The organism is Burkholderia sp. CpTa8-5 (assembly GCF_017815045.1).
GTDB classification, from domain to species: Bacteria; Pseudomonadota; Gammaproteobacteria; order Burkholderiales; family Burkholderiaceae; genus Burkholderia; species Burkholderia sola.
In genome coordinates, this window is sequence record NZ_JAGIQD010000048.1 from 16,710 (window position 1) to 30,481 (window position 13,772).

A 13,772-nucleotide genomic window follows, 5' to 3' on the forward strand; every position below is an offset into this window, starting at 1 on the left:
GCCGCTTTGCGTGCGCGCACGCCAATTTGACTGGGACGACCATGTTTTCCGCTCTCCTGCACCCCCGCCTCGCGGATTGCCGCAGGCTCTACCTGCGCGACTACGAGGTGCACATCAACATCGGGGCCTTCGAACACGAGAAGCGCGGCGAGCAGCGCGTCGTCATCAACGTCGACCTGTTCGTGCCGCTTGCGCAGTCGACGCCCGTCGACGACCGGCTGCATGAAGTCGTCGACTACGACCTGATGAAGCAGAGCGTCGCGCAGTGCCTCGCGCGCGGCCACATTCACCTGCAGGAAACGCTGTGCGATTCGATCGCCGCGCACCTGCTGGCGCACGACGCCGTGCGCGCGGTACGCGTCCGTACCGAGAAACCGGACGCCTATCCGGACTGCGACGCCGTCGGCGTCGAAGTCTTTCGCATCAAGGACGAGGAGCGCGCATGAACGCCCCCCACATGAACGACACGGCGGCCGACGCCACGACCGCCGACACCGGCCGCCCCGCGCTGACGCGCCGCGAGCAGAAGGAAGCGTACGAGAACAACAAGCTGTTCAAGCGGATCGTGCGCCAGGTCGGCCAGGCGATCGGCGACTACAACATGATCGAGCAGGGCGACAAGGTGATGGTGTGCCTGTCGGGCGGCAAGGACAGCTACGCGATGCTCGACGTGCTGCTGCGCCTGCGCGAGCGCGCGCCGATCGACTTCGACATCGTCGCGGTGAACCTCGACCAGAAGCAGCCGGGCTTCCCCGAGCACGTGCTGCCCGAATACCTGAAGCAGGTCGGCGTGCCGTTCCACATCGAGAACCAGGACACCTACAGCATCGTCAAGCGGCTCGTGCCGGAAGGCAAGACGACCTGCTCGCTGTGCTCGCGGCTGCGCCGCGGGATCCTGTACCGCGTGGCCGGCGAGCTCGGCGCGACCAAGATCGCGCTCGGCCATCACCGCGACGACATCGTGCAGACGCTGCTGCTGAACATGTTCTACGGCGGCAAGCTGAAGGGAATGCCGCCGAAGCTGCAGTCGGACGACGGCAAGAACATCGTGATCCGCCCGCTCGCGTACGTGAAGGAAACCGATCTCGAGAAATACGCGGAGCTGCGCGAATTCCCGATCATCCCGTGCAACCTGTGCGGCAGCCAGCCGAACCTGAAGCGCGCGGAAATGAAGGCGCTGATCCGCGACTGGGACAAGCGCTTCCCGGGCCGCGTCGACAACATGTTCAACGCGCTCGCAAAGGTCGTGCCGTCGCACCTGATGGACACGACGCTGTACCCGTTCCAGTCGCTGCGCGCGACGGGCGAAGCCGACCCGCAAGGCGACATCGCGTTCGACGAGGAGCCGTGCGCATCGGGCGACGACGCGACGGCGCCGGGCGCCGGCAAACCGATCGCGGCCCGACCGATCTCGATCGTCCAGTTCGACGACCTCTAAGCAGGGACCGAACACCCGCCGAAACCGGCGCCAACGGCGTCGTTTCGGCGGTGTCGCCGCGCCGCGACAGGCCCGGAGCGACAAGGGCCGCATGCTAAAATGGACGGCTTCGAACTCCCTGACCCAAGCGCGCGCCATGAATATCGTGATTTTGGCGGCAGGCACCGGCAAGCGCATGCGTTCCGCGCTGCCGAAAGTGCTTCACCCCCTGGCCGGCAGGCCGCTCCTCTCCCACGTCATCGACACCGCGCGCACGCTGCAGCCGTCCCGGCTCGTCGTCGTCGTCGGCCACGGCGCCGAGCAGGTCCAGGCGGCCGTCGCCGCGCCCGACGTCCAGTTCGCGGTGCAGGCCGAGCAGCTCGGCACCGGCCACGCGGTGCGCCAGGCGCTGCCGCTCCTCGATCCCGCGCAACCGACGCTCGTGCTGTACGGCGACGTGCCGCTCACGCGCGCGTCGACGCTGCGGCGTCTCGTCGACGCCGCGCACGACGGCCGCTACGGGATCCTGACCGTCACGCTCGACGACCCGACCGGTTACGGCCGCATCGTGCGCGACGCGGCCGGCTTCGTCACGCGCATCGTGGAGCAGAAGGATGCGTCGCCGGACGAGCTGCGGATCGCCGAGATCAACACCGGCATCATCGTCACGCCGACGGCCCAGCTGTCGATGTGGCTCGGCGCGCTGAAGAACGAAAACGCGCAGGGCGAGTACTACCTGACCGACGTCGTCGAACTCGCGATCGAGGCCGGCTTCGAGGTCGTCACGTCGCAGCCCGACGACGAGTGGGAAACGCTCGGCGTGAACAGCAAGGCGCAGCTCGCGGAACTCGAACGCATCCATCAGCGCAACGTCGCCGATGCGCTGCTCGTCGACGGCGTCACGCTCGCCGATCCGGCGCGCGTCGACGTGCGCGGCACGCTGCGCTGCGGCCGCGACGTGTCGATCGACGTGAACTGCGTGTTCGAAGGCAACGTGACGCTCGCCGACGATGTGACGATCGGCGCGAACTGCGTGATCCGCAACGCATCGATCGGCGCGGGTACGCGCATCGACGCGTTCACGCACATCGACGGCGCCGTGCTGGGCGCGCACACCGTGATCGGCCCGTACGCGCGGCTGCGCCCGGGCGCGCAGCTCGCGGACGAAGCGCACGTCGGCAACTTCGTCGAGGTGAAGAACGCGGTGATCGGCCACGGCTCGAAGGCGAACCACCTCACGTACATCGGCGACGCCGACATCGGCGCGCGCGTGAACATCGGCGCCGGCACGATCACCTGCAACTACGACGGCGCGAACAAGTTCCGCACCGTGATCGAGGACGACGTGTTCGTCGGCTCCGACACGCAGCTGGTCGCGCCCGTGCGCGTCGGCCGCGGCGTGACGATCGCGGCCGGCACGACGATCTGGAAGGACGTCGCCGAAGGCGTCCTCGCGTTGAACGAGAAGACGCAGACCGCGAAGAGCGGCTACGTCCGCCCGGTCAAGAAAAAGAGCTGAACCATTTGCGGGCGCCCGCGCGGCGCCCGCTTCGACTGACAGGATTGACCATTCATGTGCGGCATTGTCGGCGCAGTTGCGCAGCGTAATATCGTTCCGGTGCTGATCGAAGGATTGCGGCGCCTCGAATACCGTGGCTACGACTCCTGCGGCGTCGCCGTGCTCGAACCGGGCGCGCCGAAGCGCGCGCGCAGCGTCGCGCGCGTCGCCGATCTCGATGCGCAGGTGCGCGACACGCATCTCGAAGGCACGACCGGCGTCGCGCACACGCGCTGGGCCACGCACGGCGCGCCCGTCACGCACAATGCGCACCCGATCTTCTCGTCGAACGCGCTCGCGCTCGTGCACAACGGCATCATCGAGAACTTCGAGACGCTGCGCGAAACGCTGCGCGCGAAGGGCTACGAATTCGTGTCGCAGACCGACACCGAAGTGATCGCGCACCTCGTGCACAGCCTGTATCGCGGCAACCTGTTCGACGCGGTGCGCGAAGCCGTGCAGCAACTGCACGGCGCGTATGCGATCGCGGTGACGCACAAGGACCAGCCGCATACCGTCGTCGGCGCGCGCCAGGGTTCGCCGCTCGTCGTCGGTCACGGCGACGGCGAGAACTTCCTCGCGTCCGACGCGCTCGCGCTGGCCGGCAGCACCGACCGCTTCACGTTCCTTGAGGAAGGCGACGTGTGCGAGCTGTCGCTCGACGGCGTGACGATCGTCGATCGCCACGGCGCCACCGTGCAGCGTGAAACCCGTGTCGTCAGCGCATACGGCGGCGCGGTCGAGCTCGGGCCCTATCGCCACTTCATGCAGAAGGAAATCTTCGAGCAGCCGCGCGCGATCGGCGACACCGTGCCGCAAACCGACGCGTTCGACGCGACGCTGTTCGGCGACGCCGCGCCCGCCGCGTTCGCGGAGATCGACAGCCTGCTGATCCTCGCGTGCGGCACGAGCTACTACTCGGGCCTCACGGCGAAGTACTGGCTCGAATCGATCGCGAAGATCCCGACCCAGGTCGAGATCGCCAGCGAATACCGCTACCGCGAGTCGGTGCCGAACCCGCGCCAGCTCGTGCTGGTGATCTCGCAATCGGGCGAGACGGCCGACACGCTCGCGGCACTCAAGCATGCGCAGTCGCTCGGCCACACGCATACGCTCGCGGTGTGCAACGTCGCGACGAGCGCGATGGTGCGCCTGACCGAGATGCAGTTCCTGACGCACGCGGGCACCGAGATCGGCGTCGCGTCGACGAAGGCGTTCACGACGCAGCTCGTCGCGCTGTTCGTGCTGGCCGCGACGCTCGGCAAGCTGCGCGGGCACGTCGACGCCGCGCAGGAAGCGCAATTCGTGAAGGAGCTGCGCCACCTGCCGGCCGCGCTGAACAGCGTGCTCGCGCTCGAGCCGCAGATCATCGCGTGGTCGGAGGAATTCGCGCGCAAGGAAAACGCGCTGTTCCTCGGCCGCGGGCTGCACTATCCGATCGCGCTCGAAGGCGCGCTGAAGCTGAAGGAAATCTCGTACATCCACGCCGAGGCCTATCCGGCCGGCGAACTGAAACACGGGCCGCTCGCGCTCGTCACGGAAGCGATGCCGGTCGTCACGGTCGCGCCGAACGACACGCTGCTCGAGAAGCTGAAGTCGAACATGCAGGAAGTGCGCGCGCGCGGCGGCGAGCTGTACGTGTTCGCGGATGCGGACACGCAGATCGTCAACGACGACGGCCTGCACGTGATCCGGATGCCGGAGCACTACGGGCAACTGTCGCCGATCCTGCACGTCGTGCCGCTGCAACTGCTCGCGTATCACACCGCGTGCGCGCGCGGCACCGACGTCGACAAGCCGCGCAACCTCGCGAAATCGGTGACGGTGGAGTAATACCGGCGACGGGATGGCCCCTCGCCGGGCCGTCCCGACCGCGTGCGGGCGCGAAGCAGGCCGTTTGGCCAGGTCGAAATATGTACCACGTAGTGGTATATAATCCTGTGCTAACTCGACCGGCTCGACATGTCTGCTTCCGTACGACGCGTCTTCAAGACGAAGTGGTTTCACAAGGCAGCCGGGAAAGCGGGAATCGCCGATGGCAAGCTCTGCCGCGCGGTGCGGGAACTGGCCCGCGGCCAGGGCGTCGATCTCGGCGGCAACGTGTGGAAGAAGCGTCTGGACGGCAATCGGCAGCGCGGAATCGTGCTGGGCAAGGTCGGGCACACGTGGGTGTTCGTGTTCCTGTTCGCGAAATGCGACCGCGACAACATCGACGCATGCGAACTGCGCGCGTTCAGAAAGCTCGCCGCGGACGTAGGTCGACACACCGACAGCGACATCGCGACGCTGGTCGCACTGAAAGAGCTTGTGGAGATTTGCAATGGCTAAGGGTCGATTCAAGAGCGACGCGACGGAGGCGGTCCACAGCGCCGCGTCGGGGCTGTATCGCGCCAACCTGATCGACAAGAAGACGATGCGGGAATACGACGATCTCTGCATCGAAGCTGCGCCGCAGTTCGATCCGGAAGCGATCGCCCGCATCCGCAAGTCGGTCAACGTCAGCCAGAGCGTGTTCGCGCTCTACCTGAACACGACGACATCGACGATCCGCCAATGGGAACAGGGTGACAAGCGGCCCAGCGGCATCGCCGCGCGCATGCTCCAGATCGTCGAGAAACACGGGCTCGAGGTGTTCTCCTGAGCCGGCATTCTCCGAATGCCCCTGCACGACCCCGGCTGGACGCGCGCCGCAACGAATATGACGGAGAGACAATGGTAAGACTGTTTGGATGCGGATTGCTGGCGCTGATGTTCGCGTCGACGGGCTGGGCCGCCGAGCATTATGTCGAGGTCTGGAACCCGCCCGAGGCGCGGCACCCGGCTGCGCGTACGCCGGACGCCCGTACGCCGGACGCCCGTACGCCGGCCGCCCGCCCAGACGCCGGCGCGCGCACCGGCAAGCGCGCGGAGAAGCACGCGAGCGCCACGCCGAAAGCCGCTGCGAAAGCGCCCAAGCGCCGCGTCGCGCAGGCCGTGAAAGCCGGCTCGAACCGCCCGGCCGCGACCGACACCCCGGCCGCCCCGCGCCCCGTCGCGCACCCCGCGCCCGGGCGTCTCACGGTGATGCAGCCGGCCGCGCCGGACGCGACGCGCGCGCTCACCTTCTCCGACATCCCGCGTCAATACACGCCGGACGGCAACGTGCTGCAGGTCGGCACGCAAGGCCGCTCCGCGGAGGTGACTCGATAATGGAAGCGCAGACCTACCACGGCTACCAGATCTGGGGCCACGCGATCCTGCAGCAGGACGAGATCATGCAGCCCGAGCGCTTCGCGGCGAGCGGCACGATCACGCAGAACAACCGGCTCGTCGAGGCGTCGGGCGTGCTCGGCGTGTTCGACACCGAAGACGATGCGCGCGACGCAGGGCTCGAATGGGCCCGCGCGTGGATCGACAACCACAGCTGACCGGACACAACCGCGCGCATCCACGGCGGCCGTCGCCGGAGCCGCGCAGGTGCGGCGCGCACCGCAAATGAAAGAAGGGGCGTCCATGACGCCCCTTCTTTCATTCGAACCCGGAAGTCCGCAAACACTCACGCCGCGGCATGCGGCGGCCTCACCGTCTGCTGCGGCCGGCCGACGAGCCGCGCCAGCACGATGATCGCCACCAGCGTCGCGACGTACGCGGCGATCTGGATGCCCGCCGGACGCGCGGTATAGCCGATCAGCGTATGCAGCGCCTTGCCGACGATGCTCGATTCCTTGAGCAGCCACGACGTATCCCAGACCGCATCGCCCCACGACGGCACGAGGCCGGCGGCCAGCAGGAAGCCGACGCACTGGCTCGCCATGCCCGCGGCAAGCAGCACGATCAGCGCGTTCGTGACGGAGAACAGGCGCTTCAACGGAATCTGCAGCAGGCCCGCATACATCGCGTAGCCGAGCCCGGCGCCGCCGAGCACGCCGAGCAGCCCGCCGGCGATCATCTGCGGCGTCTGCCCGGGCTCGCCCGCCGCGATCCCGTACAGGAACAGCACGGCCTCGGAGCCCTCGCGCAATACCGCGACGCCGACCACGATCGCGAGCCCGGTCAACGGCCGGCTGCCGGCCGCGACCGCGCGGCCGACCTCGCCCATGTGCAGCGCCATTTCGCGGCCGTGCCGGCTCATCCAGATGCAGTGCCACGCGAGCATCAGCGTCGCGACGAACATCACGCCCGCGTTGAAGACTTCCTGCCCCATGCCGGACGCCCATTGCGAGATCACGTCGGCGAACGCCGCGATCAGGCCGGCGCCGACCACGCCGCCGACCAGCCCGCCGGCGACCCACCAGCCGCGCCGCGGCACGCCCTTCGTGGCGGCCATCACGATCGAGACCACCAGCGCGGCCTCGAGCACTTCACGAAAGACGATCAGGGCAGTAGACAGCATGTCGGTATCGGCTTACTTGACGGTCAGGTGCGTCTTCGACTGCGCTTCGTGATACTCGTCGTGGAACTCGTAGGTGCCCGCCTTCAGCGGCCCGACCAGGATCTCGACCGACTTGCCGGCCGGCACGACCTTCTCCGCCTTGAAGTCGTCGCTCTCGAATTCCGCAGGCGTCGCGTCGAGGTTCTTCACGACGAATTTCACTTTCTTGCCGGCAGGGATCGTCACGCCATCGGGCGAAAACTTGTGGTCCTTCAACGTCAGGTTGACGACGTCGTCGGCAGCGAAGGCAGACGTGGCCGAGGCGCCCAGCAGGGCCAGTGCGAAACCGATAGCGAAACGGGTCATGTTCGTAATGAGCGGAAATATTGAAGAGAATCGATACTAAGATCGATTCGCATTTTCACCTCGGAGTACCCTTACTCGGGTCATGGGGATCGTGCGTCGTCGATCCCGTGTACCCGTTGCCGCGCAAGGCTCCGCCGAATCTCGCCGACAATGGGCGGCCGTCAATCGGGAAATATTCGGACTGACGCGTGCACGCGAATGGCTATTCGTCATACTTCAGCATTACAAATGGCTGATGCGATGCGCATCGCCGCACTTGACCTTCCCACCATGGCAAGCTTCATGCTGAATGTACTCGTCAACCATCCACCCCGGAGAACACGATGGAATTCGAAGTCCAGGACATGACCTGCGGCGGCTGCGCCAACGCCATCACGCGCGCGGTAACGGCCGCCGACCCCGCCGCGAAGCTCGACATCGACGTCGCGGCGAAGACCGTCAAGGTCGACTCGGCGCAAGGCGCCGCGCGCGTGCAGTCGATCATCGAAGCCGCCGGCTTCCATCCCGCGCTGCGCACCGCGTAACGCGCACCGAAGGCCGCGGGCGCAGCGCCGGACGGCGACGCGCCCGCGGCCGCGCCCATGCCCGGCGGCGTGTCAGCGCAGCCGGATCAGCGTCGACTTCAGCTCCGTGTATTTCTCGAGCGCATGCAGCGACTTGTCGCGGCCGTTGCCCGACTGCTTGTAGCCGCCGAACGGGAAGTTCATGTCGCCGCCTTCGTCATAGCAGTTCACCCACACGGTGCCCGCACGCAGCCGGCGCGACACGTCGTGCGCGGTCGTCAGGTTCGACGTCCACACGGCCGCGGCCAGCCCGTATTCGGTGTCGTTCGCGATCCGCACGGCCTCGTCGACGTCGTCGAACACGATCACCGACAGCACCGGCCCAAAGATTTCCTCGCGCGCGATCTTCGCATCGGGCTTCACCTCGAACACCGTCGGCTCCACATAGAAGCCGCCCGTCTCCGCGTTCACGCGCGCACCGCCGGTGACGAGCCGGCCTTCGCTGCGCCCCGCCTCGATGTAACCGAGCACGCGCTCGAGCTGGATACCGTCGACGATCGCGCCCATCGACACCGACGGATCGAGCGGATTGCCCGGCACGTACGCGCGGGCGGCGGCGACGAGCTTCTCGATGAACGCGTCCTTGATGTCGCGATGCACGAGCAGCCGCGAGCCGGCCGTGCACATCTCGCCCATGTTGTAGAAGATCGCGCCGGCCGCCGTTTGCGCCGCGCGGTCGAGATCGGGGCAATCGGGCAGCACGATGTTCGGCGACTTGCCGCCGAGTTCGAGCCACGCGCGCTTCAGGTTCGACTGCGCCGCATACTGCATGATCAGCTTGCCGACCGCCGTCGAGCCCGTGAACGCGATGCAGTCGACGTCGCGATGCAGCGCGAGCAGCTTGCCCGGTTCGCCCCCGCCCGGCACGACGTTGAACACGCCGGCCGGGATACCGGCCTCGAACGCGAGCTGCGCGACGCGAATCGCGGTCAGCGGTGATTTCTCCGACGGCTTCAGCACGACGCTGTTGCCGGCCGCGAGCGCGGGGCCGAATTTCCATGCGGCCATCAGGATCGGGAAGTTCCACGGCACGACGGCGGCCACCACGCCGACCGGCTCGCGCGTGACGAGACCGACGAGATGGTGATCGGCCGGCGCGACCTCGCCGCCGACCTTGTCGATCGCCTCGGCGAACCATTCGACGCAGTACGCGGCGCCCGGCACGTCGACCGTCGTCGTGTCGCCGATCGGCTTGCCCGCGTCGAGCGTCTCGAGCAGCGACAGTTCGTCGAGATGCGCGCGCATCAGCGCGGCCCAGCGCAGCAGCACGGCCTTGCGCGCGCGCGGGTTCAGGCCGGCCCATACGCCCGCGTCGAACGCGCGCCGTGCCGCCGCGACGGCCGCGTTCACGTCCGCTTCGCCGCAATCGGCGACCTTCGCGAGCACGCGGCCATCGATCGGGCTCACGCAGTCGAACGTCTTGCCGTCATGCGCGTCGCGCGACGCGCCATCGATGAATGCGCGCCCTTCGATCTCGAGCGACGCCGCCTTGTGTTGCCAGTCAGCCAAAGTCAACTTGTTCATCAGGATGCCTCAGTGTTTTGACATTCGCGATGCGGCACGCCGCGCGCGTGGCGCGCAGACGGCCCGCAGCGAATGCGGTGACGCGCGGTCAGAAGGTTGCCGGCGAATTGGCCGACACGACCTCGCAGATCAGTTCCGCGCTGGGATTGCGAAAACGATGCGGCAAACGGCTCTCGAAGTAGTAGCCGTCTCCGGGGTCGAGCAGCCACGTCGCGCTATCGACGGTCAGCTCGAGCCGGCCCGACACGACGACGCCGCCCTCGTGCCCCGCGTGCACCAGCATCTCGGGCCCCGTATCGGCCAGCGGCTGGTAGATCTCGCGCAGGATGCACATGTTGCGGTCCTTCACGTTCGCGCCGACCAGGTGAAACGCGAGCGACTCGTTGCCGAGGTTCGGCATCTCGTCGCGACGCGACACGACCGCGCGCGATTCGACGAGCTCGAACGTGAAGAATTCCGCGAGACTCATCGGGATGCATTCGAGCAGTTTCTTCAGCGAGCCGACCGACGGGCTCACGCGGCCCTGTTCGATCAGCGAGATCGTGCCGTTGGTGACGCCGGCGCGTTTCGCGAGCTCGCGCTGCGACAGGCCATGCTTGTTGCGCACGAAACGCAGGCGCTCGGCGACTTCGGTGGACATCGATTCGGTTTCGGACACGATAAGTGCGATGACAAAGTGAAACGACGCGGTGGACTGCCGTTGAATATTCTAATCACTTTATGCCGCACATCAGCGGGGAAAACCCTGAAAGGCGTTCGAAATAATGGACGGCGCATCGACTATTCCTTTTGCGAATCTTTTGTTCGCACTGCTCGGGAAAGCCCTGATGCAGGACCGTAAAAAAACATTTGACGCCGTTATTGGCTCGTATATGCTGGCTCTCAGGTCAGCGTCATTAGGCTTTCCCAGGCATCGAAAAGCGTTATCGCAACGCAACAATTGATGCTCGTCAATGTAAATGACGCACGGCCGGCACCTTGATTATTTTAAACGCCCAGCGCGTCGAAACGATCGGGTGTTCAATACTTTCAACAAACCAGTCGAGTGTAATCGTGAGAGTCCGTGGCCCTCTGGTGAGGTGGGATCGAGGCGATGTGCGAAGTTTGCGCAGCGCCGTTCCCGCTTCCGATGGCAGTTGCGGCTGGCATAGTCCTCGCCTGCTTCACCTGTCGATCTACACCATCCTGTCCCGTCGTTCCGTTCGGCGCCACAACGCCGTTTCCGCACGCGCATTCGTCGCCGTCGATACCGACGAAGTGGCGTCGCTGCTGCCGTAGCGCCTCTCCTTTCTTCACGTCGTTCGTTTTATCTGTCGATTCGCCAACCGCATCGTCCGTGCGGTGACGGAACGCGTTCGCGCATGCGTTGCCGCGTCGCGTATCGCCATGAAACGAACGGCGGCCTGACCGTCGCGCGCAGCGCGGATCGCCACGCCATCCCGTTGCGCCCATTCACCAGCGGCCCTGCGCCTAGCGCCAGGCCGCGGGGTCGTGTCGCGCCCGCGTTTTGCCGCATTCGGGCCGACGCGCGTCACGTCCCTACGGATTACTGATTGACGTCATGGAAAGGAAACCTCTCGTCGGCATCACCGCCGACCTCACCCAGATCGGCGCGCACGCGTCGCATACGGTCGGCGACAAATACGTCGCCGCGATCGTCGACGGCGCGCACGCGCTCGCGATGGTGCTGCCGGCCCTTGGCGAACGCCAGTCGGTCGGCGACATCCTCGACACGGTCGATGGCCTGCTGTTTACCGGCAGCTACTCGAACGTCGAACCGCATCGGTACGGCGGCGAGCCGAGCGAGCCCGGCACGAAGCACGACCCCGCACGCGACGCGACGACGCTGCCGCTGCTGCGCGCGGCCATCGTCGCGGGCGTGCCCGTGCTTGCCGTGTGCCGCGGCTTCCAGGAGCTGAACGTCGTCTGCGGCGGCACGCTGCACCAGCGCGTGCACGACGTGCCGGGCTTCGCCGATCACCGCGAGGACGACGACGCGCCGATGGACACGCAATACGGCCCCGCGCACGTCGTGCGCCTGACGCCCGGCGGCAAGCTGCATGCGCTCGCCGGCGGCCGCGACGAAGTGCACGTGAACTCGCTGCACAAGCAGGGCATCGCGCAGCTCGGCTCCGGCCTCGCCGTCGAGGCCGTCGCGCCGGATGGCCTGATCGAGGCCGTGAGCGTCGTCGACGCACCGGCGTTCGCGCTGGCCGTGCAGTGGCATCCGGAATGGCGACACGCGCAGGACCCGCTGTCGAGCGCGATCTTCCGCGCGTTCGGCGATGCGTGCCGCGCCCGCCGCGCCGAACGCACCCGCGCCATGGCCGCCGCCGCGCTCGCCTGAGCGCGCCCACCAGACAACGAGAACAGACATGCAAGACATCGAAGACTTTCTGAAGCAGCACCGGATCACCGAGATCGAGGCGATCATTCCCGACATGGCCGGCATCGCGCGCGGCAAGATCACGCCGCGCAACAAGTTCACGTCCGGCGAATCGATGCGCCTGCCGCAGGCCGTGATGGTGCAGACCGTCACCGGCGACTATCCGGAAGACGGGTCGCTGACCGGCGTGACCGACCCCGACATGGTGTGCGTGCCCGACACGTCGACGATCCGCCTGATCCCGTGGGCCGTCGATCCGACCGCGCAGGTGATCCACGACTGCGTGCACTTCGACGGCTCGCCGGTCGAGATCTCGCCGCGCTACGTGCTGCGCCGCGTGCTGGACCTGTACAAGGCGAAGGGCTGGAAGCCGGTCGTGGCGCCCGAGCTCGAGTTCTATCTGGTCGACATGAACAAGGACCCCGACCTGCCGCTGCGTCCACCGGTCGGCCGCACGGGTCGCCCCGAAACCGGCCGCCAGTCGTATTCGATCGAGGCCGTCAACGAATTCGACCCGCTGTTCGAGGATATCTACGAATACTGCGAAGCGCAGAACCTCGACATCGACACGCTGATCCACGAAGTCGGCGCCGCGCAGATGGAGATCAACTTCATGCACGGCGACGCTCTGTCGCTGGCCGACCAGGTGTTCCTGTTCAAGCGCACGGTGCGCGAGGCCGCGCTGCGTCACAACATGTACGCGACGTTCATGGCCAAGCCGATGGAAGACGAACCGGGTTCGGCGATGCACGTACACCAGAGCATCGTCGACGAGGAAACGGGCCAGAACCTGTTCACGTCGCAGGAAACCGGCGGCGCGACGTCGATGTTCTACAACTATCTCGCGGGGCTGCAGAAGTACACGCCGGCGCTGATGCCGATCTTCGCGCCGTACATCAACTCGTATCGCCGCCTGTCGCGCTTCATGGCCGCGCCGATCAACGTGCAGTGGGGCTACGACAACCGCACGGTGGGTTTCCGCATTCCGCACTCGGGCCCGGCCGCGCGCCGCATCGAAAACCGGATTCCGGGCGTCGACTGCAACCCGTACCTCGCGCTCGCGGCGACGCTTGCAGCCGGCTATCTCGGCATGACACAGCGCCTGGAGCCGACCGAGCCGCTGGTGAGCGACGGCTACAGCCTGCCGTACCAGTTGCCGCGCAACCTCGAGGAAGGGCTGACGCTGATGGCCGCGTGCGAGCCGCTCGGCGAGATCCTCGGACCCAAGTTCCTGAAGGCGTATTTCGCGCTGAAGGAAACCGAATACGAAGCGTTCTTCCGCGTGATCAGCTCGTGGGAACGCCGCCATCTGCTGCTGCACGTTTAAGCGCGCATCACCGCATACGGAATCACGGAGGAAACATGACTTACCGCAACGAATCTGCCTGGATCCAGCCGGCCGCGCCGAGTGCCGCGGCCGCCGCGCCGCGCGCGACGCAGGCACGCACGACCGCCGAATACCGCGCGCTCGACGCCGCGCACCACATCCACCCGTTCTCCGACATGGGCGCGCTCAACCGCGCCGGCAGTCGCGTGATCGTGAAGGCCGACGGTGTCTACCTGTGGGACTCGGACGGCAACAAGGTGATCGACGGGATGGCTGGCCT

Annotated in this window: 16 protein-coding genes and 1 pseudogene; 13 read left to right on the plus strand and 4 right to left on the minus strand. The window is 66.8% G+C overall.

Annotated elements, in window-relative coordinates; translation table 11 throughout:
• Nucleotides 1-41: 41 nt before the first annotated feature.
• From J8I35_RS33640 to J8I35_RS33675, 8 genes are all read left to right on the plus strand, one after another.
• On the plus strand, nucleotides 42-446 hold the full coding sequence (locus tag J8I35_RS33640) for a dihydroneopterin aldolase (RefSeq protein WP_027785625.1): 405 nt from the start codon (nucleotides 42-44) through the stop codon (nucleotides 444-446).
• Nucleotides 443-1,438, plus strand: a complete 996-nt coding sequence (gene ttcA / locus J8I35_RS33645; RefSeq protein ID WP_050014299.1) for a tRNA 2-thiocytidine(32) synthetase TtcA — start codon at nucleotides 443-445, stop codon at nucleotides 1,436-1,438. Before J8I35_RS33640 ends, ttcA begins: the two co-directional genes overlap by 4 nt.
• Before the next feature lie 136 nt (nucleotides 1,439-1,574).
• Entirely contained in the window at nucleotides 1,575-2,936 is a 1,362-nt protein-coding gene (gene glmU, locus J8I35_RS33650; protein WP_124651953.1) for a bifunctional UDP-N-acetylglucosamine diphosphorylase/glucosamine-1-phosphate N-acetyltransferase GlmU, read from the plus strand.
• A gap of 54 nt (nucleotides 2,937-2,990) precedes the next feature.
• The gene (glmS, locus tag J8I35_RS33655) at nucleotides 2,991-4,808 is read left to right on the plus strand and encodes a glutamine--fructose-6-phosphate transaminase (isomerizing) (protein WP_050014297.1); all 1,818 of its coding nucleotides are present in this window, start codon (nucleotides 2,991-2,993) and stop codon (nucleotides 4,806-4,808) included.
• Between the two features lie 129 nt (nucleotides 4,809-4,937).
• Nucleotides 4,938-5,303, plus strand: coding sequence for a type II toxin-antitoxin system RelE/ParE family toxin (locus J8I35_RS33660; RefSeq protein ID WP_209929325.1), 366 nt, complete (start codon nucleotides 4,938-4,940; stop codon nucleotides 5,301-5,303).
• A complete protein-coding gene (locus J8I35_RS33665; RefSeq protein WP_050014296.1) occupies nucleotides 5,296-5,616 on the plus strand; it encodes a DNA-binding transcriptional regulator in 321 nt (106 codons plus the stop codon). The genes J8I35_RS33660 and J8I35_RS33665 overlap by 8 nt, the downstream gene beginning before the upstream one ends.
• A gap of 71 nt (nucleotides 5,617-5,687) precedes the next feature.
• Nucleotides 5,688-6,164 (plus strand): hypothetical protein, encoded by a 477-nt coding sequence (locus J8I35_RS33670; protein ID WP_209929326.1) that lies wholly within the window; start codon nucleotides 5,688-5,690, stop codon nucleotides 6,162-6,164.
• Nucleotides 6,164-6,382: a hypothetical protein gene (locus J8I35_RS33675; protein ID WP_006477594.1), complete on the plus strand. Its 219-nt coding sequence runs from the start codon at nucleotides 6,164-6,166 to the stop codon at nucleotides 6,380-6,382. Before J8I35_RS33670 ends, J8I35_RS33675 begins: the two co-directional genes overlap by 1 nt.
• A 128-nt stretch (nucleotides 6,383-6,510) precedes the next feature.
• On the opposite strand, the gene J8I35_RS33680 is transcribed toward J8I35_RS33675, so the two are convergent.
• Both J8I35_RS33680 and J8I35_RS33685 read right to left on the minus strand, forming a co-directional pair.
• Complete coding sequence (locus J8I35_RS33680) at nucleotides 6,511-7,347, minus strand: FTR1 family protein (RefSeq protein WP_124557600.1); 837 nt, start codon at nucleotides 7,345-7,347, stop codon at nucleotides 6,511-6,513.
• A 12-nt stretch (nucleotides 7,348-7,359) separates the two neighbouring features.
• Entirely contained in the window at nucleotides 7,360-7,692 is a 333-nt protein-coding gene (locus J8I35_RS33685) for a cupredoxin domain-containing protein (RefSeq protein WP_006488047.1), read from the minus strand.
• Nucleotides 7,693-8,015: 323 nt separating this feature from the next.
• Here J8I35_RS33685 and J8I35_RS33690 point away from each other — a divergent pair, with 323 nt between their 5' ends.
• Nucleotides 8,016-8,216 carry a heavy-metal-associated domain-containing protein gene (locus J8I35_RS33690; RefSeq protein ID WP_050014293.1) on the plus strand — a complete coding sequence of 67 codons (201 nt, stop codon included), beginning with the start codon at nucleotides 8,016-8,018 and terminating at the stop codon, nucleotides 8,214-8,216.
• A gap of 72 nt (nucleotides 8,217-8,288) precedes the next feature.
• On the opposite strand, the gene J8I35_RS33695 is transcribed toward J8I35_RS33690, so the two are convergent.
• Together J8I35_RS33695 and J8I35_RS33700 are read right to left on the minus strand one after the other, a co-directional pair.
• A complete protein-coding gene (locus J8I35_RS33695; protein ID WP_209929327.1) occupies nucleotides 8,289-9,779 on the minus strand; it encodes an aldehyde dehydrogenase in 1,491 nt (496 codons plus the stop codon).
• Nucleotides 9,780-9,867: 88 nt separating this feature from the next.
• Nucleotides 9,868-10,419 (minus strand): cupin domain-containing protein, encoded by a 552-nt coding sequence (locus tag J8I35_RS33700; protein ID WP_011546390.1) that lies wholly within the window; start codon nucleotides 10,417-10,419, stop codon nucleotides 9,868-9,870.
• Nucleotides 10,420-10,874: 455 nt separating this feature from the next.
• Between J8I35_RS33700 and J8I35_RS34775 the strand changes: the two genes are divergently transcribed.
• From J8I35_RS34775 to J8I35_RS33715, 4 genes and pseudogenes are all read left to right on the plus strand, one after another.
• Entirely contained in the window at nucleotides 10,875-11,057 is a 183-nt protein-coding gene (locus tag J8I35_RS34775; RefSeq protein WP_006488040.1) for a hypothetical protein, read from the plus strand.
• Nucleotides 11,058-11,340: 283 nt separating this feature from the next.
• Nucleotides 11,341-12,126, plus strand: a complete 786-nt coding sequence (locus tag J8I35_RS33705) for a gamma-glutamyl-gamma-aminobutyrate hydrolase family protein (protein WP_124630952.1) — start codon at nucleotides 11,341-11,343, stop codon at nucleotides 12,124-12,126.
• A 28-nt stretch (nucleotides 12,127-12,154) separates the two neighbouring features.
• Nucleotides 12,155-13,492: a glutamine synthetase family protein gene (locus tag J8I35_RS33710; RefSeq protein ID WP_050014290.1), complete on the plus strand. Its 1,338-nt coding sequence runs from the start codon at nucleotides 12,155-12,157 to the stop codon at nucleotides 13,490-13,492.
• 35 nt (nucleotides 13,493-13,527) lie between these two features.
• Nucleotides 13,528-13,772, plus strand: a pseudogene (locus J8I35_RS33715) (aspartate aminotransferase family protein); the annotation flags it as partial.

Bases quoted from the DNA above. Each gene is read 5' to 3' on its own strand.
- J8I35_RS33640 (WP_027785625.1), top strand. From the start codon at position 42: ATGTTTTCCGCTCTCCTGCACCCCCGCCTCGCGGATTGCCGCAGGCTC.
- ttcA (WP_050014299.1), top strand. From the start codon at position 443: ATGAACGCCCCCCACATGAACGACACGGCGGCCGACGCCACGACCGCC.
- glmU (WP_124651953.1), top strand. From the start codon at position 1,575: ATGAATATCGTGATTTTGGCGGCAGGCACCGGCAAGCGCATGCGTTCC.
- glmS (WP_050014297.1), top strand. From the start codon at position 2,991: ATGTGCGGCATTGTCGGCGCAGTTGCGCAGCGTAATATCGTTCCGGTG.
- J8I35_RS33660 (WP_209929325.1), top strand. From the start codon at position 4,938: ATGTCTGCTTCCGTACGACGCGTCTTCAAGACGAAGTGGTTTCACAAG.
- J8I35_RS33665 (WP_050014296.1), top strand. From the start codon at position 5,296: ATGGCTAAGGGTCGATTCAAGAGCGACGCGACGGAGGCGGTCCACAGC.
- J8I35_RS33670 (WP_209929326.1), top strand. From the start codon at position 5,688: ATGGTAAGACTGTTTGGATGCGGATTGCTGGCGCTGATGTTCGCGTCG.
- J8I35_RS33675 (WP_006477594.1), top strand. From the start codon at position 6,164: ATGGAAGCGCAGACCTACCACGGCTACCAGATCTGGGGCCACGCGATC.
- J8I35_RS33680 (WP_124557600.1), bottom strand. From the start codon at position 7,347: ATGCTGTCTACTGCCCTGATCGTCTTTCGTGAAGTGCTCGAGGCCGCG.
- J8I35_RS33685 (WP_006488047.1), bottom strand. From the start codon at position 7,692: ATGACCCGTTTCGCTATCGGTTTCGCACTGGCCCTGCTGGGCGCCTCG.
- J8I35_RS33690 (WP_050014293.1), top strand. From the start codon at position 8,016: ATGGAATTCGAAGTCCAGGACATGACCTGCGGCGGCTGCGCCAACGCC.
- J8I35_RS33695 (WP_209929327.1), bottom strand. From the start codon at position 9,779: ATGAACAAGTTGACTTTGGCTGACTGGCAACACAAGGCGGCGTCGCTC.
- J8I35_RS33700 (WP_011546390.1), bottom strand. From the start codon at position 10,419: ATGTCCACCGAAGTCGCCGAGCGCCTGCGTTTCGTGCGCAACAAGCAT.
- J8I35_RS33705 (WP_124630952.1), top strand. From the start codon at position 11,341: ATGGAAAGGAAACCTCTCGTCGGCATCACCGCCGACCTCACCCAGATC.
- J8I35_RS33710 (WP_050014290.1), top strand. From the start codon at position 12,155: ATGCAAGACATCGAAGACTTTCTGAAGCAGCACCGGATCACCGAGATC.